The sequence below is a fragment of the Micromonospora sp. NBC_00898 genome (assembly GCF_045207895.1).
Lineage (GTDB): Bacteria > Actinomycetota > Actinomycetes > Mycobacteriales > Micromonosporaceae > Micromonospora.
Genome location: NZ_CP108775.1, coordinates 3,486,808 through 3,503,718 on the forward strand (window position 1 = coordinate 3,486,808; position 16,911 = coordinate 3,503,718).

General features: G+C 74.2%; 15 protein-coding genes. 11 read left to right on the top strand and 4 right to left on the bottom strand.

Features of this window, described 5'->3' with window-relative positions; translation table 11 throughout:
* The first annotated feature begins 19 nt into the window (after positions 1-19).
* From OG799_RS17015 to OG799_RS17030, 4 genes are all read left to right on the top strand, one after another.
* Positions 20-2,116 (top strand): maltotransferase domain-containing protein, encoded by a 2,097-nt coding sequence (locus tag OG799_RS17015; RefSeq protein ID WP_406046006.1) that lies wholly within the window; start codon positions 20-22, stop codon positions 2,114-2,116.
* Positions 2,104-4,206, top strand: a complete 2,103-nt coding sequence (glgB, locus tag OG799_RS17020) for a 1,4-alpha-glucan branching protein GlgB (protein ID WP_406046007.1) — start codon at positions 2,104-2,106, stop codon at positions 4,204-4,206. The genes OG799_RS17015 and glgB overlap by 13 nt, the downstream gene beginning before the upstream one ends.
* A gap of 278 nt (positions 4,207-4,484) precedes the next feature.
* Positions 4,485-5,702, top strand: a complete 1,218-nt coding sequence (locus OG799_RS17025) for a hypothetical protein (RefSeq protein WP_406046008.1) — start codon at positions 4,485-4,487, stop codon at positions 5,700-5,702.
* A gap of 100 nt (positions 5,703-5,802) precedes the next feature.
* Positions 5,803-6,363 (top strand): isochorismatase family protein, encoded by a 561-nt coding sequence (locus OG799_RS17030; RefSeq protein WP_406046009.1) that lies wholly within the window; start codon positions 5,803-5,805, stop codon positions 6,361-6,363.
* A 47-nt stretch (positions 6,364-6,410) separates the two neighbouring features.
* Here the strand turns inward: OG799_RS17030 and OG799_RS17035 are convergent, their stop codons facing one another.
* On the bottom strand, positions 6,411-7,451 hold the full coding sequence (locus OG799_RS17035) for an App1 family protein (RefSeq protein WP_406046010.1): 1,041 nt from the start codon (positions 7,449-7,451) through the stop codon (positions 6,411-6,413).
* 124 nt (positions 7,452-7,575) lie between these two features.
* Here OG799_RS17035 and OG799_RS17040 point away from each other — a divergent pair, with 124 nt between their 5' ends.
* From OG799_RS17040 to OG799_RS17055, 4 genes are all read left to right on the top strand, one after another.
* Positions 7,576-9,204 carry an ArnT family glycosyltransferase gene (locus tag OG799_RS17040; RefSeq protein ID WP_406046011.1) on the top strand — a complete coding sequence of 543 codons (1,629 nt, stop codon included), beginning with the start codon at positions 7,576-7,578 and terminating at the stop codon, positions 9,202-9,204.
* Positions 9,205-9,226: 22 nt separating this feature from the next.
* Entirely contained in the window at positions 9,227-10,024 is a 798-nt protein-coding gene (gene yaaA / locus OG799_RS17045; protein WP_406046012.1) for a peroxide stress protein YaaA, read from the top strand.
* Positions 10,025-10,119: 95 nt separating this feature from the next.
* Positions 10,120-10,782: a hypothetical protein gene (locus OG799_RS17050; RefSeq protein WP_406046013.1), complete on the top strand. Its 663-nt coding sequence runs from the start codon at positions 10,120-10,122 to the stop codon at positions 10,780-10,782.
* Positions 10,783-10,954: 172 nt separating this feature from the next.
* A complete protein-coding gene (locus tag OG799_RS17055; protein ID WP_406046311.1) occupies positions 10,955-11,872 on the top strand; it encodes a TAXI family TRAP transporter solute-binding subunit in 918 nt (305 codons plus the stop codon).
* Here the strand turns inward: OG799_RS17055 and OG799_RS17060 are convergent.
* Positions 11,869-13,299, bottom strand: a complete 1,431-nt coding sequence (locus OG799_RS17060) for a sensor histidine kinase (RefSeq protein ID WP_406046014.1) — start codon at positions 13,297-13,299, stop codon at positions 11,869-11,871. The genes OG799_RS17055 and OG799_RS17060 overlap by 4 nt on opposite strands.
* 9 nt (positions 13,300-13,308) lie before the next feature.
* Positions 13,309-13,977 (bottom strand): response regulator transcription factor, encoded by a 669-nt coding sequence (locus OG799_RS17065; protein ID WP_406046015.1) that lies wholly within the window; start codon positions 13,975-13,977, stop codon positions 13,309-13,311.
* A 113-nt stretch (positions 13,978-14,090) separates the two neighbouring features.
* Between OG799_RS17065 and OG799_RS17070 the strand changes: the two genes are divergently transcribed.
* Positions 14,091-15,362, top strand: coding sequence for a hypothetical protein (locus OG799_RS17070; RefSeq protein WP_406046016.1), 1,272 nt, complete (start codon positions 14,091-14,093; stop codon positions 15,360-15,362).
* A 49-nt stretch (positions 15,363-15,411) separates the two neighbouring features.
* Here OG799_RS17070 and OG799_RS17075 read toward each other — a convergent pair whose 3' ends face one another.
* Entirely contained in the window at positions 15,412-15,729 is a 318-nt protein-coding gene (locus OG799_RS17075; RefSeq protein WP_406046017.1) for a hypothetical protein, read from the bottom strand.
* A 96-nt stretch (positions 15,730-15,825) separates the two neighbouring features.
* Between OG799_RS17075 and OG799_RS17080 the strand changes: the two genes are divergently transcribed.
* Complete coding sequence (locus OG799_RS17080; RefSeq protein WP_406046018.1) at positions 15,826-16,164, top strand: DUF952 domain-containing protein; 339 nt, start codon at positions 15,826-15,828, stop codon at positions 16,162-16,164.
* A gap of 161 nt (positions 16,165-16,325) precedes the next feature.
* A complete protein-coding gene (locus OG799_RS17085; RefSeq protein ID WP_406046019.1) occupies positions 16,326-16,865 on the top strand; it encodes an acyltransferase in 540 nt (179 codons plus the stop codon).
* Positions 16,866-16,911 lie beyond the last annotated feature (46 nt).

The following is a 16,911-nucleotide window of genomic DNA, read 5'->3' on the forward strand; positions in this document are numbered from 1 at the left end:
CGAGCAGTAGGTTGACGGGGTGACTGGACGGTTCCCGATCGAAGACGTCTCCCCCGTCGTCGCCTGCGGTCGCTACCCCGCCAAGGCGGTGGTCGGGGAGATCGTGCCGGTGTCCGCCCGGGCCTACCGCGAAGGGCATGACGCGCTGGGCTGCAACGTGGTCTGGCTCGGCCCGGACGGCGCGGCCCGCCCGTTCACCCGGATGCGTCCCGGCGAGCCCGGCCAGGACCGCTGGCACGCCACCATCCGGCCGAATGCGATCGGCGACTGGGTCTTCACCGTGGAGGCCTTCCAGGATCCGTACCTGACCTGGCAGAACGCGGTCACCAAGAAGATCGCCGCCGGCCAGGGCCCGGCCGAGCTGGCCAACGACCTGGCCGAGGGGGCCCGGGTGCTGGCGGCAGCCCTGGAGCTCGTACCGGCCGCCGACCGCAAGCGGGTCCGGGCGGCGGCGAAGGCGCTGCGCGACGCCAACCTGGCGCTGCCGCTGCGGGTCACCCCGGCGCTCGACCTCGCCGACCTGCTCTGGGACCACCCGGTGCGGGAGCTGGTCACCACCGGCGAGGAGCACCGGCTCTGGGTGGACCGGCCCCGGGCGCTCTTCTCCGCCTGGTACGAGTTCTTTCCCCGGTCGGAGGGCGCCGTCGCGGCCACGGTGGACGCTCCCGCGCGGTCCGGCACCTTCGTCACCGCGGTGGACCGCCTCCCCGGCGTCGCGGCGATGGGCTTCGACGTGCTCTACCTGCCGCCGATCCACCCGATCGGCCGGGTCAACCGCAAGGGCCCCAACAACTCGCTCACCGCCGGGCCCGACGACGTCGGCTCGCCGTGGGCGATCGGCGCCGCCGAGGGCGGCCACGACGCCATCCACCCCGACCTGGGTACGCCGTCCGACTTCCGCGACTTCATCGCCGCCGCCGCCGAGCAGGGCCTGGAGGTGGCGATGGACCTGGCGTTGCAGTGCGCCCCGGACCACCCCTGGGTGACCGAGCACCCGGAGTGGTTCACCACCCGGGCCGACGGCAGCATCGCGTACGCGGAGAACCCGCCGAAGAAGTATCAGGACATCTACCCGCTGAACTTCGACAACGACCCCGAGGGCATCCGGGCCGAGGTGCTGCGGGTGGTGCTGCACTGGGTCGGCGAGGGCATCCGGATCTTCCGGGTGGACAACCCGCACACCAAGCCGTTCGACTTCTGGCACTGGCTGATCGCCGAGGTGAAGAAGGCCGACCCGGACGTGCTCTTCCTGGCCGAGGCGTTCACCCGGCCGGCGATCATGCACGGGCTGGGCAAGATCGGCTTCACCCAGTCGTACACCTACTTCACCTGGCGCACGTCGGCGGCCGAGATGCGGGCGTACTGCGCGGAGCTGATCGCCGCGGCCGACTACATGCGGCCGAACTTCTGGCCCAACACGCCGGACATCCTGCACGAGTCGTTGCAGCACGGCGGGCCACCGATGTTCAAGATCCGGGCGGTGCTGGCCGCGCTACTCTCCCCCTCCTGGGGCATGTACGCCGGCTACGAGCTCTTCGAACACGTCGCCCGCCCCGGCGCGGAGGAATACCTCGACAACGAGAAGTACGAGCTGCGCCCCCGGGACTGGGCGGGCGCGCAGGCGCAGGGCCGCTCACTGGCGCCGTTCATCACCACCCTCAACCAGGTCCGCCGGGACAACCCGGCCCTGCACCAACTGCGCAACCTGCGCTTCCACGACATCGACAACCCGGCGCTGCTCTGCTGGTCCAAGCACGACCCCGACACCGGCAACAGGGTCATCGTGGTCTGCTCGTTCGACTCGCACACCGTGCAGTGGGGCAACACCACCCTCGACATGCCGGCGCTGGGCTTCGACTGGCACGAGCGGTTCACCGTGCACGACGAGCTGACCGGGACCAGCTACGACTGGGGCCAGCGCAACGCCGTCCGGCTCGACCCGTACCTGCAGCCCGCGCACGTGCTGACGGTCCGCCGCCCGGCCGCGTCCGCCGGCCCGGAACCGGCCGTGCCGGCGGCGCCGGAGCTGACCGTCGAAGACGTACCCGCCGACCTCTCGGGCGGCACCGCCCCGACCGCACCGGCTGCGAAGGACGACGCACGATGGACCAGCTGATCGCCGGCGAGACGCACGACCCGCACGCCGTCCTCGGCGCGCACCCCGCCGGCGGGCGGACCACCATCCGCACCCTGCGCCGGGGCGCCGCCGACGTGGCCGTCGCGGTCGACGGTGAGCGGCACCCGATGAAGCGGGTGCACGACGTGGGCGTCTTCGAGACCGTCGTGCCCGGCGAGGTGCTCGACTACCGGGTCGAGGTGGACGGGACGACCCACGACGACCCGTACCGCTACCCGCCCACCCTCGGCGAGTTGGACCTGCACCTGATCGGCGAGGGGCGGCACGAACGGCTCTGGGAGGCGCTCGGCGCCCGGGTCTTCGACGAGGGCGTCGCCTTCACCGTCTGGGCCCCCAGCGCCCGGGGCGTGCGGGTGGTCGGCGACTTCACCGGCTGGGGGCCGGACGACGGCTGGCCGATGCGCTCCCTCGGCTCCAGCGGCGTGTGGGAGATCTTCGTGCCCGGCGCGCAGGTGGGCGCCCGCTACAAGTACCGCATCCTCGGCGCCGACGGGCACTGGCGGGACAAGGCCGACCCCATGGCGGCGTACGCCGAGGTGCCGCCGGCGACCGCCTCCGTGGTGCACCACTCGACGTACGAGTGGCACGACGCGCAATGGCTGGCGCGGCGGGCGCGGCGGCAGCCGCACCAGGAACCGATGAGCGTGTACGAGGTGCACCTCGGCTCCTGGCGGCCCGGCCTGGGCTACCGCGAGCTGGCCGAGCAGCTCACCGCGTACGTCACCGAGTTGGGCTTCACGCACGTCGAGTTCCTGCCCGTGATGGAGCACCCGTTCGGCGGCTCGTGGGGCTACCAGGTGACCGGGTACTACTCCCCTACCTCCCGCTTCGGCGACCCCGACGACTTCCGCCACCTGGTGGACCGGCTGCACTCCGCCGGGATCGGCGTCATCCTGGACTGGGTGCCGGCGCACTTCCCCAAGGACGAGTGGGCCCTGGCCCGCTTCGACGGCACCCCCCTCTACGAGCACCCCGACCCGCGCCGCGGCGAGCACCCCGACTGGGGCACGTACGTCTTCGACTTCGGGCGCCGCGAGGTGCGCAACTTCCTCGTCGCCAACGCCCTCTACTGGCTGGACCAGTTCCACGCCGACGGGCTGCGGGTCGACGCGGTCGCCTCGATGCTCTACCTGGACTACTCCCGCCAGGAGGGGCAGTGGGCCCCCAACGTGCACGGCGGCCGGGAGAACCTGGAGGCGATCGCCTTCCTCCAGGAGGTCAACGCCACCGTCTACAAGCACCACGCCGGGGTGGTGATGGTCGCCGAGGAGTCCACCGCCTGGCCGGGCGTGACCCGGCCGACCGCCGAGGGCGGGCTCGGCTTCGGCTTCAAGTGGAACATGGGCTGGATGCACGACACCCTGCTCTACACCTCGAAGGACCCGATCTACCGGCAGCACCACCACCACCAGCTCACCTTCTCCCTGGCGTACGCCTGGAGCGAGAACTACGTGCTGCCGATCAGCCACGACGAGGTGGTGCACGGCAAGGGCTCGCTGGTCGGCAAGATGCCCGGCGACACCTGGCAGCGGCTGGCCAACGTACGGGCGCTGCTGGCGTACATGTGGGCGCACCCCGGCAAGCAGCTGCTCTTCATGGGCTGCGAGCTGGCCGACGACCGGGAGTGGAGCGAGGAACGCGGCCTCGACTGGTATCTCACCCACGACCCGGCCCGGGCCGGCGTGCAGCGTCTCGTGGCCGACCTCAACGCCGCGTACCGGGCCACCCCGGCGCTCTGGGCGCAGGACACCGAGCCGGCCGGGTTCCGCTGGATCGCCGGCGACGACGTCGCCAACAACACCGTCTCGTTCATCCGGATCGCCCCGGACGGCGCGACCCTGGTCTGCGTGGCGAACTTCTCCGCCCTGCCGCTGGAGGACTACCGGGTCGGCCTGCCCGCGGGCGGCACCTGGACCGAGGTGATCAACACCGACGCGCAGCACTACGGCGGCTCCGGGGTGGGCAACCTCGGCGCGGTGCACGCCCAGGACGTCCCCTGGCACGGGATGGTCGCCTCGGCGCCGCTGCGGGTGCCCCCGCTCGGCGTCCTCTGGCTCCGCCGGGACTGACGCCGGCCACGAGCGTGGCCGTGCCGGCACGGCGTGTCGCGTCCCCCGGATGTGCTCCTCGTGAGCGATATGCCTGGGAGTCATAAATATGACTCCCAGGCATATCCATCTCTCGCACCCTGGCACGACACGCACTACCGACCGTGTTTGACCAAGCCCGGTCCATCACTCTCCGTTGAACTTCCGGCCGTCGCGCCGTCCCGCCGTGAACCGGTCGCCTGGTGCGGCCGTACCGCTGACCGGATGCCGGACACCGTGACGGAGGCGGAGGAGCTTCGATGGCGTGGAGCAGGGGCACAACCAGGAGGCGCGGGACGGCGGCGTCGTCCCGGAACCGGAAGATCACCGGCGGGGTCGCGCTGGCGGTGACCGCCGGCGCGGCGTTCGTGGTGGCGACCGGGACCGGCCAGGCCGCCGAGAACTGCACGGGCCTGGACGGCGCGCTGCGCAACAACCTGACCTTCATCGCGGACCAGCGGCAGAACCCGGACGCGAACTCGGCGGCCCGGATCGCCAACCGGCAGGCCGTGGTCGACCTCATCCAGCAGCGCCGGGCGGCGGCCGGCTGCAACGGGACGGTGGACGTGGCTGGCGCGGCCTGCCCCAGCGTTCCGTGGGAGGCGGCCATGTCGACGCAGTTGAACCAGGCGTGGGCGGTCACCGAGGAGATGGCCGGGGAACGGTCAGGTCAACTGGTCGACCCGGCGGTCACCGAAACCCGGGTGAAGCGGCTGGGCGGCCTCTTCGGCGGCCTCCGGGGCATCGCGCAGGGCGCCGAACAGGCCAGCGCGGCACAGGGCGGGGGCGCGGCCGGCGGCGCGGGGAAGGCGGCCGGCATCATCAACGCGGTCGGCGGGCTGATCGGGCAGATCGCCGGCATCGTCCAGGCCGCACGGGCGGCCCGCGCGGCCCGGGAGGCAGCCGCGGCCCAGCAGGCGGACGCCGCCCAGCAGGGGGGCGATCAGCAGGGCGGCGGAGCACAGGGTGCGAACGGCCAGCAGGCCGGCGGGCAGCAGGCCGGTGCGGACGGGCAGCAGGCCGGGCAACAGGACGCCGGCGGACAGCAGGCGGGCAACGCCGGTGGGCGGATCGCCAACCGGCTCCAGCAGATCCGCGCCCGCATCCAGCAGTTGCGGGCGATCGCGCAGCAGGTCCGCGCGGCCCGCCAGGCCGTCCGGGACCAGCGCGCCGCCCAAGGCCAGGCTGCGGCGCAGCCCGGCGCTCAGGGCCAGGGCAACGCGCAAGGTCAGGGCAACGCGCAAGGCCAAGGCAACGGGCTAGGCAAGGGCAACGCGGCTCGGGGCGGCGCGTCGGGGAACGGCGGCGGCGACCCGGTCTACATGGTGGCCGACCCGAGCGTGCCGGGCTGCGCGAACGTCCCCGCCGACCCGGGGCAGGCGACCGGCTCCGCCGGCGACGTCGGCGCGGACCAGCAGCACGGCGCGGGAGACGTCGGCAATGACCAGCAGGGCGCCACGGCACGGACGACGCGCTGACGTTCGGCTGAATGGGCACGGCCGTCGCCTGCCGGTCGAATGTCGGTGGGCAGGTCTAGCGTCGGTGGTCGCAGGAACTCAGCGTGCGTAGGGGGAGATCATGACCACACTCGAGCACCGGCCGAACACCGCACTCCTCGTGGTCGACGTGCAGAACGACGTCGTCAACGGGGCTCACGAGCGCGACACCGTCGTCGCGAACATCGCCGGCCTGGTCGAGAGGGCGCGGCAGGAGCGGGTCCCCGTCGTCTGGGTCCAGCACTCCGACGAGCATCTTGCCAGGGGCAGCGACGCCTGGCGGATCGTCCCCGAGCTGCAGCCGGACGACGCCGAGCCGCTGGTCGAGAAGAACTACGGCGACTCCTTCGAGGACACCACCCTCGAGACGGTGCTGTCGGGCCTGGGAGTCGGGCGGCTCGTCGTCGTCGGCGCGGAGACCGACGCGTGCATCCGCTCGACGCTCCACGGCGCGTTCGCCAGGGGATACGACGCGACCCTGGTCAGCGACGCCCACACGACCGGGGACAAGACGTCGTGGGGGGCACCGCCGCCGGACCAGGTCATCGCGCACACGAACCTGTACTGGACCTACCAGACGGCGCCGGGGCGGACGGCCGGGACGGTCGAGACCAAGAACGCCGACTTCGGCGCCACGTCCTGACACAACGCGGGCGCGGGGGCCGGGTCGAGCGTCGGACCCGGCCCGCGTCAGACCAGGCCCGCGTCCCGGAGCAGCTTCCACAGCCCGGCGCCGTCCGGCGCGGAGAGCCACTTCTGCCCCACCGGTCCGGCGGACGGGCGGCCCGCGGGGGCGGGCAGGCTGCCGGCGAGCACCGACTGGGTCGGTGACAGCCGGCGGATCGCCACCCCGGCCACGTTGTCCGGGTGGGCGGCGGCGAACTCGCGGTAGATCTCCTGGTCGTGCTGGCCGTCGTCGCCGATCAGCAGCCACCGCACGTCGGGGAACTCCCGGGCCAGCCGGGCCAGGGTGGCCCGCTTGTGCTCCCGGCCGCTGCGGAACCAGCGGTCGGCCGTCGGACCCCAGTCGGTGAGCAGCAGCGGCCCGGCCGGGTACAGGTGCCGGGAGAGGAACCGGGTCAGCGTCGGGGCGACGTTCCACGCCCCGGTGGAGAGGTAGAAGACCGGCGCGCCGGGGTGGGCGGTGACCAGCCGCTCGTACAGCACCGCCATGCCGGGCACCGCGGCCCGGGCGTGCTCGTCGAGGACGAAGGTGTTCCAGGCGGCGAGCAGCGGCCGGGGCAGCGCGGTGACCATGACCGTGTCGTCGATGTCGGAGAGGATGCCGAACCGGACCTCCGGGTCGAGGATGCGGACCAGCGCCTCGACCGGTTCGGCGTCGGGCACGCTGAGGCGTACGCAGGCCCAGCCGGGAGTGAAGTCGGCCTCGATGACGGTGTCGACGAAGCCGCTGCGGTCGGCGGTCGCCTCGTGTCGTACGCCGCCGGCCTCGATGGTGACGGTGATGTGCTTGGCGGGCAGGGTGGCGAAGCTGCGCCAGCCGCGTACCTTGTCCAGCCGGCCGCGCTGACGGGTGTCCGGGCGGCCGAGCAGCACCCGGCAGAGCACCCGCGCCCAACCGGGGGCGCCGTAGCCGGCGTACGCGATGATGTTGACCCGCCACCCGGTGCGCCGCAGCCGACGCTCGACCAGGTTGTGCAGGGCGTCCTCGATCCGCGCGGCCCGGTGCAGGTTCGGTACGGCAAGCTCGCCAGCGGGTGTGGGTGGCACGCTGCCACCCTGCCACACCGCGGCGAGGGCGGCCACGCGAGTGGGCGCGGACTCCGCCGATCCACCGCGCCGCCGACCGCCACCGTGACAAACTGCGGTCGGGACGACGACGGGGGCGTTGGTCGTGTCGACACCAGTGCAGGACGGGCGGTGGCGCCCGAGGCTCGACCGGCCGGCGTTCGTCGCGCTGCTGCTCGGGCTGGCCGGGGTGGCTTACCGGTTGGTCCTGATCCTGTTCACGCTGCCCGGGTCGAACAGCGACGAGGCGACGTTCGGCCTGGCCGCGATGCACATCGCCGCCGGCCGGGACCGGCCGGTCTTCCTCTACGGCCAGCACTACATGGGGATGTTGGAGTCCTATCTGGCGGCGCCGCTGATCGGGCTGGCCGGGCCGAGCTGGCCGGTGCTGCGGCTGCCGGTGCTGGCGCTCTACGCGATCTTCCTCTGGCTGATGTACCGCCTCAGCCGCCGGCTGTGCTCGCCGTGGTTCGCCGTGCTGGTCGTGGGCCTGTTGGCGCTCGGTTCGGAGCGGGTGGTCCGGGACCAGCTCACCGTCGTCGGCGGCCGGCCCGAGGTGAAGCCGGCGGTGGTGGCGATGCTGCTGATCGCGGTGGCCCTCGCCGAGCGCCGGGTCCGGCACCGCTGGCTGGCCACCGGCCTGTTCGGGTTGCTCGCCGGGGTGGCGCTCTGGTCGGACTGGCTGATCGTGCCGTACCTGGCGGTGGCCGGGCTGCTGCTGGTCTGGGCCGCGCCCCGCGACCTGGTCGGCTGGCCGGGAGTGCTGCTGGTGGCCGGGTTCCTGCTCGGGGTGTCGCCGATGATCAAGGACAATCTGGTGGCCCCGGACGGGCAGGATTCGCTGTCGGTGTTCCGGGAGATCAGCACGAAGGCCGGGCCGACGCCGCCGTGGTCGGACCGGCTGCGCGGCGGGCTGCTGGAGGGGGTGCCGCTGGCCTCCGGGCTCTGCCCGGTGGACGGCTGCGCCCGGTGGCAGCAGTGGTTCGGGCTGCTCTACCCGCTGCTGCTGGTGGCCGCCGCGGTGCTCGCCGTGGTCGCGTACCGGCGGGCCGACCGGGTCCGGGCGGTCGCGCAGCTCGCCCTGGTCGCCGGCGCCGTGCTGACCCTGCTCGCGTACGTCCACAGCCCGCTCGCCGCGACCGACCCGCTGGGCAACTCCCGCTACCTGTCGGTGCTGCAGGTCTCCCTGCCGGCGGTGCTCTGGCCGCTCTGGCTGGCCGCGGCCCGCTCCTGGCGGGGCGCGGCCGCGACGGCGGCCCGGCCCGGGCGGGGCGGGGCCGTGGTGGCCCGCCGGGTCGGGGGTGCGGCGGCCACGGTGGCGCTGGTCGCCCTGGCCGGCACGGCCCTCGCGGCCACCGCGCGCTTCGTCGCCGACGCCGGCTCGCTGCGCGCCGAGGAGGGGCACGCCCGGGAACTGGCCGACGCGGTGCGCGGAGCCGGCCTGCGCGAGGTGTACGGCGACTACTGGACCTGCAACCGGTTGACCTTCAACACCGGCGAGGCGGTGGTCTGCGGGGTCCTCGACGGCAACCTGACCCCGGGGCAGAACCGCTACCCGGCGTACTGGAAGCGGGTGGGCCGGGCGGCCCGACCGGGATACGTGGTGCCGGTGGGGTCTTCTGCGGAGCGGGGGCTGCGCCGGCTGATCGGCGACCGGGCCGACGCCGCGGTGGTCGCCGAGGTCGGCGGCTATCGCGTCTACCACCCGGAGACGGCCGTCCGGCCGTGGCGCTGAGCCCGGGCCGTACGCTGGCCGGGTGCTGATCCTGCTGCCGCCCTCCGAGGGGAAGGCCGACGCCGGCACCGGCCGGCGGCTCGACCCGTCCCGGCTCTCCCTGCCGGAGCTCACCGAGGCCCGGGAGGAGGTGCTGACCGCCCTGGTGGCGCTCTGCGCCGGCCCCGACGAGGCGGCGGCCCGCGCGGCGCTCGGCCTCACCGAGGGGCAGCGCGGCGAGCTGCGCCGCAACGCCCGGCTGCGGGAGGCGGCGACCGCGCCGGCCGGCCGGATCTACACCGGGGTGCTCTACGAGGCGCTCGACCTGGCCACGCTGCCGCCCGCGGCGGAGCGGCTGGCGCGCCGGTCGGTGCTGATCAGTTCCGGCCTGTGGGGCGCCGTCCGGCTCACCGACCGGATCCCGCCGTACCGCTGCCCGATCGGGGCGCGGCTGCCGGGGGTCGGCGCGTTGTCGGCGCACTGGCGGCGGGCCCTGGGCGCGGAGCTGGCGGCGGCCGCGGGAGCGGGGCCGGTGCTGGACCTGCGTTCCGGGGCGTACGCGGCCACCTGGGCCCCCCGGGGCGAGCTGGCCGCCCGGACGGTGACCGTCCGGGTGCTGCACGAGCGGACGGTCGACGGGGTGCCGACCCGCGCGGTGGTCAGCCACTTCAACAAGGCGACGAAGGGCCGGCTGGTCCGGGACCTGCTCACCGCCGGCGCCCGGCCGCGGACCGCCGACGGCCTGGTCGCCGCGCTGCGGGACCTCAAGTACACGGTCGAGGAGCAGCCCGTCGCGGCCGGCCGCCCGCGCCAGCTCGACGTCGTGGTAACGGAGCTGTAGCCGCAAGTTTTGCTCAAGGCTGGGGCGGACCGGTTTCGCCGCACCGGCGACCGGGCCACGGTTAGGGGACCCCGACGCCGACAAGGAGCGGTCCGATGGCCCTCGAACCCACCACCCTGCTCGACCGGCCCCGCCAGCCGTCGACACCGCCACCACTGGACTGGCTGACCCTGGCCGACGCGTTCGAGGTCGCCTGCCTGGTGCGCTGCACCCCGCCACCGGCCACCGACGGCCGCCGACCGACCGTGGCCACGTACCGGGGCGGGGTCGCCGAGTTCAACCGGGAGGACGCCGCGCGCCGGATGCGGCAGCTGCTCGGCCGGCTCGACGTGCCGGTGGAGCACGAGCTGGCCACCGGTGGCCTGCGCCGCCGGTACGAGCTGCACCGGCTGTACGTGCCCCGGGAGCACCGGTCGGCGTACGCGACGGTGCTGGAGGCCGGCTGGCGGCAGGGCCGCCGGGAACTGCTCGGCGGGCCGGTGCCCGGCGCGTCCACCGCCCGCCGGGTGTGGCGGCCCCGGCTGGCCGCCGCGGCCTGGCGTTCGGCCTTGCTGGCCGGTGGCCGGCACGTTCGCCGGCACATCCTCGGGGTCCGGCTGACCGACCGGGAGTTGGCGGCTGTGCTGGTCCGCGGCGCCGCCCTGCTGGACGTCCCGGCGCTGCTCCGGCCGGGGGCCGGCTGCTTCGTGGTGAGCGTCGCGCACGGCCCGCACCGGGACCGCATCCTCGACAGCGTCACCCTCGCTCCCGCCGCCTGACCGACTCCACCGCCGCACCGGACGGTGGTCGGCTCACCGGGCGGACCGACGGCGCGCCCCGGTCAGCGGCCGGGCTTGCGCGCGGTGGCGTGCACGGAGCACAGTGCAGCCCGTGAGTCGTGGCTGGTCTGTCCGCGGCCGGCGCCGCGCCGCCGCGCCGCTGGCGCTGCTGATGCTGCTGATGCTGCTGATGCTGCTGACCACGCTGGCCGGGGTCGGCGGGTGCCGGGACGAGCGCGCCGAGCCGGTGCTGATCCGGATCGCGACGGGCAGCCCGACGGCGGTGTACCACGCCTTCGGGCAGTCGCTGGCGGCCATCCTCAACCGGGAGCTGCCCGGAGTGCGGGCCAGCGTGGTGGTCACCGCCGCCTCCGCGCAGAACGTCCGGTTGGTCGGGTCCGGCGCGGCCGAGCTGGGGTTCACCCAGGCCGACGTGCTGCCGACCACGCCGCCGGAGCACCCCGGCGTGCTCGCGGTGGCCCGGGTCTACGACGACCTGCTGCACCTGGTGACCACGGCCGGCGGGCCCGTACGGACGCTGGCCGACCTGCGCGGGCACCGGGTCTCGGTGGGGGCGGAGGGCTCCGGCACCGAGGTCACCGCCACCCGGCTGCTGAACGTGGCCCGGCTCGGCGGCGACGAGGTCCGCCAGGAGCACCTCGGTCTGGACGACTCCGTCGCCGCGCTGCGCGCCGGCCGGATCGACGCCTTCTTCTTCTCCGGCGGCCTGCCGGTACGCGGCGTGGCGGAGCTGGCCGCGACCACCGCCGTCCGGATCGTCGACCTGGGCGAGTGGACCGAGCCGCTGCGGCGCGGGTACGGGCAGGTCTACGTGACCCGGGACGTCCCCCGGTCGGTGTACGGGGTGCCGCCGATCAGCACGGTGGCGAATCCGAACTACCTGATCGTCCGCGCCGACCTGCCTGAGGCGTTGGTCCGCGAGGTGACCCGGCTGCTGATGGAGCGCCGGGCGGAGCTGGCCGCCGCGCACCCGGCCGCCGGACGGATGAGCCCCCGTTCGGCGATCGTCACCACCCCGCTGCCGCTGCACCCCGGCGCCGCCGACTGGTACCGGGCGAGCAAGCCCTAACCGGCGTCCGAGCCGACCGGCTCGGCGGAGCCGGCGTCGACCGCGTCGGCGCGGACCTCTTCGGGCGCCGGGAACCACAGCTCCGCGACCAGCCCCCGCGGCTCCCCCCGGCGCATGGTGAGCCGACCGTCCGAGGCGTCCACCAGCACCGCGACAATGGTCAGCCCCAGCCCGGCGCCGTCGACGTTCTGCACGTCGGGGGCCCGCCAGAACCGCTCGGTGGCCTGGCCGAGCTGGCTCGCGGTCATGCCCGGGCCGGTGTCCCGCACCTCCAGCGCGGTGCCCCCGTCGGCCGGGCGGACGGTCACCGTCACCTCTCCCCCGGCGCCGCTGAACTTCACCGCGTTGTCGATCAACGCGTCGAGCGCCTGGTCGATGGCGGTGGGGACGGTCCGGGCGTACACGGGGGCATCGGCGGTGACCAGCCGGAGGGTGACCGACCGGTGCCGGGCCAGCGGCTGCCAGGCGGTCACCCGGGAGGCGGCCAGCTCGGCGGCGTCGACGCTGATCCGCTGGTTCTCCTCGCGTTCGGCCCGGGCCAGGGTGAGCAGGGCGTCGAGCACGCGCGCCAGCCGGTCGGTCTCCTCCAGCGCCAGCCGGTGCTCGGCCCGGCCGTCCGGGTCGGTGAGGCTCGGCCCCAGCTCCTCCACCCGCAGCCGCAGCGCGGTGAGCGGGTTTCGCAGCTGGTGGCTGGCGTGCGCGACGAAGGCGCGCTGCCGGTCCATCACGTCGGAGACCGCGTCGGCCATGTTGTTGAAGCTCGCCGCCAGCCGGCGCAGCTCCGGCGGCCCCAGGCGCGGGCGCACCCGGGCGCCCCGGTCGCCCTCGGCGATCTCGTGGGTCACCGCGTCCAGCTCGGTGACCGGGCGCAGCACCCAACCGGCCAGCCCGAACGCGGTGGACACGCAGGCCAGCACCGCGAGCAGGCCAATCCCGGCGAGCAGCAGCCACCAGGAGGTGACGGTGCGCCGCACCGGTTCGACGGGCGTGGCGGTCACCACCGCGCCCAGCACCTCGCCACCGTCGTTGATCGGCACCGCCACCACCACCGGCCCGTCCGCCCAGGGCCACACCGACTCGGGCCCGCTGGACTGCTGCCCGGACAGCGCGGTGTCCAGCGCCGACGCGGTGCCGCGGCCGGGTCGCCAGCTCACGGAGGCGACCACCGTGCGGCCGTCCCGGTCGACCACCGCGGCACCGATGCCGTACAGCTCGTCGTAGGCGCCGAGTTCACCGTCGAGCGGGCCGGGGCCCCCGCCGCGCAGCGCCGGCCCGGCCAGCGAGGCGAAGCGGGTGGCGTCGGCGAGCCGGTCGGCGCGGACCCGGTCGGTCTCGCGGCTGGCCAGGGTGGCCGCCAGCGGCGTCTCCAGCGCGAGCAGCACCAGCACCATCAGCAGCAGGTAGCTGATCACCAGCCGACGACGCACCTGACCTCCTCACTCGCCGCGGAGCCGGTAGCCGACCCCGCGGACCGTCTCCACGAGGGTCGGGTCGCCGAGTTTGCCCCGCAGCGAGCCCACGTGCACCTCCACGGTGTGCCGATCGGCCCAGGTGGTGCCCCACACGTCGAGCAGGATCCGGTCCCGGGGGACGGCCACCCCGGGTTGCCGGGCCAGGGAGACCAGGATGTCGAACTCCTTGCGGGTGAGGGCAACGGTCCGGCCGGCCACGCTCACCGTCCGCCCGCCCACGTCGATGCGCACCGCGCCGGCCTCGATCAGGTTCCGCTCCGGCACCGTGTGGGCCGCCCGGCGCAGCAGCGCCTCGATCCGGGCCTGCAGCTCCACCATCGAGAACGGCTTGACCACGTAGTCGTCGGCGCCCAGTCGCAGGCCGAGCACCCGGTCACGTTCCTCGCCCCGGGCGGTCACCGCGATGATGCCCAGCTGGCTGCTGCGCCGGCGCAGCTCCCGGCACAGGTCGGTGCCGTCCCCGTCGGGCAGGGTCAGGTCGAGCAGCACCAGGTCACAGGGGGCGGCGGACAGGGCGGCGGCGACGGTGGCGGCGTGTTCCACCTCGTACCCGCGCCGGGTGAGCGCGGACGACAGGGCGGCGGCCACCCGACGGTCGTCCTCGACCAGGAGGATCCGCACCCGTGCCCCCATCCCCTCGACGTGCTGCCCACGAATGGTGGCAGACAGCTTCGCGCGGCGGGAGTCCCCCGTCCCTCGCCGTGGGGTCGGAGGACACGGAACCCGCTGAGTTAAGGTCTTGCCTTGTGTCCGCTCCCGCCGCCGCGCACGACGAGTCCGCGCCTCACCGCGACGTCGACGCCCCGATCATGCTCGACCCGGACCGCCCCACCGGCACGCCAGGTCCCGCCGCTCGCGAGAGCCGGATGGACGAGCCGGCCGACGAGCGCCGGCCGACGTTCTGGCGGCGGTTCCCGGCGGCTCAGGCGGTGGCACTCTACGCCGTGCTGCGGCTCAGCGGGCTGATCATCCTCGCGCTCTTCGCCCACCGCGCGGGTGCGGACTTCTGGTCCCTGCTGCACAGCCGGTTCGACGGCATCTGGTACGTGCAGATCGCCAACGACGGGTACGACGCGGGCCTGGCGGGCAACCACCACCCGGAGTCCCGCAGCACGCTGCCCAACCTGCCGTTCTTCCCGCTCTATCCGGGGCTCATCGCGGCGGTCGCCGCCGTCACCCCGTTCTCCACGCCGGTCGCCGCGCTGATCGTCTCCGGGCTGGCCGGGCTGGCCGCCGCCTGGGGGATCTACGCGGTCGGCGCCCACCTCGGCTCCCGCCGGGTCGGCCTGCTCCTGGTGGGCCTCTGGGCGGTGCTGCCGCACGCCATCGTGCAGAACATGGCGTACACGGAGACCATCTTCACCGCGCTCGCGGCGTGGACGCTCTACGCGCTGCTGCGCCGGCAGTGGGTGGCCGCCGGCCTGCTCTGCCTGGTCGCCGGCCTCGCCCGGCCCACCGCGACGACGTTGGCCGCCGCGGTCGGGCTGACCGCGCTGGTGGCGATCGTCCGCCGGCAGGACGGCTGGCGGCCGTGGGCGGCGGCGGTGCTCTCCCCGCTCGGCTATCTGGGCTACCTGGCGTGGATCGGGCACCGGCTGGGCCGGGCCGACGGCTACTTCTACATGCAGGAGACGGCCTGGAAGATCGGCTTCGACGGCGGGGGGTCGACGGTCAACGCCTTGAAGGAGGTGCTGACCGAGCCGTCGCGACTGGCGGCCTACATGTCCACCCTGCTGCTGGGGATCGCGGTGGTGCTGATCGCGCTGCTCGTCCTGCACCGCTACCCGCTGCCCCTGATGATCTACTCGATCGCCTTCTTTCTGATCAGCGTCGGCACGGAGAACTACTACTGGGCGAAGGGCCGCTACCTGATGCCCGCCTTCACGCTCCTCCTGCCGATCGCCATGGGGCTCGCCAAGGCCCGGCGGAGCACCGTGCTGTCCGTCTTCGCGTTCCTCGTGCTCGTCTCAGGCTGGTACGGCACGTACCTGAGCCTGATCTGGAAGTCGTCGCCGTAGCCCTCCGGCGACCCCTTGGCGGGGCTGCGGACGCCGTCGGCCGGCCCGCTCACAGGCCGAACGCCTCGTCGGCAGTGGCGTCCCGGACCCCGTCGACGAAGCCCCGGAAGCCGGGGTCGTGGTGGCTGAGCGGCACGCTGGTCACCGTGGCGCCGGTGGCCTGGGTGACGGCGTCGACCAGCGGCGGATAGTCGGTCTCCGCCTCGCCGAAGGTGTCGTCGTCCGCCTCCGCCAGGTTGATCACGTGCTGGACGTCATCGCTGGGGGTGTCCGGGTCGCCGGCCCACTCGGTGCCGGCCTGGCGGCACTCGTCGTAGACGGCCCGCTGGCCGTCGGTCCAGTCCTCGTCGTAGCTCGCCATCGCCATCCCTCCGCACCTGTCGCATCCGAGCATGCCGGCTGGGCGGGCCCGGTCGGGGCGGTACCGGTGAACCGGCGGGGCGCCCCGCCCTAGGCTGCGGTGGTGATCTACAAGATTCTGTCGACCGACGAGTGGGACCAGGCCCGCGCCGTGGGGCAGTTCAGCGGCACCGCGATGGACCACCAGGACGGGTACGTCCACCTCTCCGGGGCGGACCAGGTGGTGGAGACCGCCCGCCGGGTGTTCGCCGGGGTCACCGGGCTGACGCTGCTCACCGTGGACCCGGACCGGCTCGGCGACGCGCTGCGCTGGGAGCCGTCCCGGGGTGGGGCGCTCTTCCCGCACCTCTACGGCGTGCTGCCGGTGGACGCGGTGGTGGCGGCGGAGGCGTTGCCGGCGGACACACCGGCCGCCGACGCGGTGGCGGCGTTGCTCGGCTGACGGGCTCGTTATGCTACGCCGAGCCCGTGCCCCGGCCTCGGCATCGAGAGCCCGGGGTGGCTGGGCGGTCCTGGCCGGCGCGGCCGCGGCGGTCATCCGGCGCGGTCCCGACGCGGCACCGACGGCGCGACGACGCGCCCTGCGACGATGCGAGTTGAAGGATGACTGACACCAACGACCGGTCCCCGGTCTTCGTCCACCCGTCGGCCGACGTGGAGGTGGGCGCCAAGGTCGGCGACGGCACCAAGGTCTGGCACCTGGCCCACATCCGCTCGACCGCGCAGGTCGGCGCCGGCTGCGTCATCGGGCGCAACGTGTACGTCGACGCCGGCGTCACGGTCGGCGACCTGGTGAAGATCCAGAACAACGTCTCCGTCTACCAGGGCGTCACCATCGAGGACGAGGTCTTCGTCGGCCCGTGCGCGGTCTTCACCAACGACTTCCGCCCGCGTGCCCAGAACCCGGACTGGAAGATCACTCCGACGCTGGTCCGGCGGGGCGCCTCGATCGGCGCCAACGCCACCCTGGTCTGCGGGATCGAGGTCGGCGAGTTCGCGATGATCGCCGCCGGCTCGGTGGTGACGAAGGACGTCCAGCCGTACCAGCTGGTGGCCGGCAACCCGGCGCGGCCGAAGGGCTGGGTCGACGAGCGGGGCGAGGTCATCTCCCGGGACGTCGACAACCCGCCGCAGCGGGGCTGAGCACGCGGCCGGGGGCGACGGCCGTCGGCCGTCGCCCCCGGTGTCC

Excerpts from the sequence above, each read along its gene's own strand:
- glgB (WP_406046007.1), top strand. The coding sequence starts at position 2,104 with ATGGACCAGCTGATCGCCGGCGAGACGCACGACCCGCACGCCGTCCTC.
- OG799_RS17025 (WP_406046008.1), top strand. The coding sequence starts at position 4,485 with ATGGCGTGGAGCAGGGGCACAACCAGGAGGCGCGGGACGGCGGCGTCG.
- OG799_RS17030 (WP_406046009.1), top strand. The coding sequence starts at position 5,803 with ATGACCACACTCGAGCACCGGCCGAACACCGCACTCCTCGTGGTCGAC.
- OG799_RS17050 (WP_406046013.1), top strand. The coding sequence starts at position 10,120 with ATGGCCCTCGAACCCACCACCCTGCTCGACCGGCCCCGCCAGCCGTCG.
- OG799_RS17055 (WP_406046311.1), top strand. The coding sequence starts at position 10,955 with ATGCTGCTGATGCTGCTGATGCTGCTGACCACGCTGGCCGGGGTCGGC.
- OG799_RS17065 (WP_406046015.1), bottom strand. The coding sequence starts at position 13,977 with ATGGGGGCACGGGTGCGGATCCTCCTGGTCGAGGACGACCGTCGGGTG.
- OG799_RS17075 (WP_406046017.1), bottom strand. The coding sequence starts at position 15,729 with ATGGCGATGGCGAGCTACGACGAGGACTGGACCGACGGCCAGCGGGCC.
- OG799_RS17085 (WP_406046019.1), top strand. The coding sequence starts at position 16,326 with ATGACTGACACCAACGACCGGTCCCCGGTCTTCGTCCACCCGTCGGCC.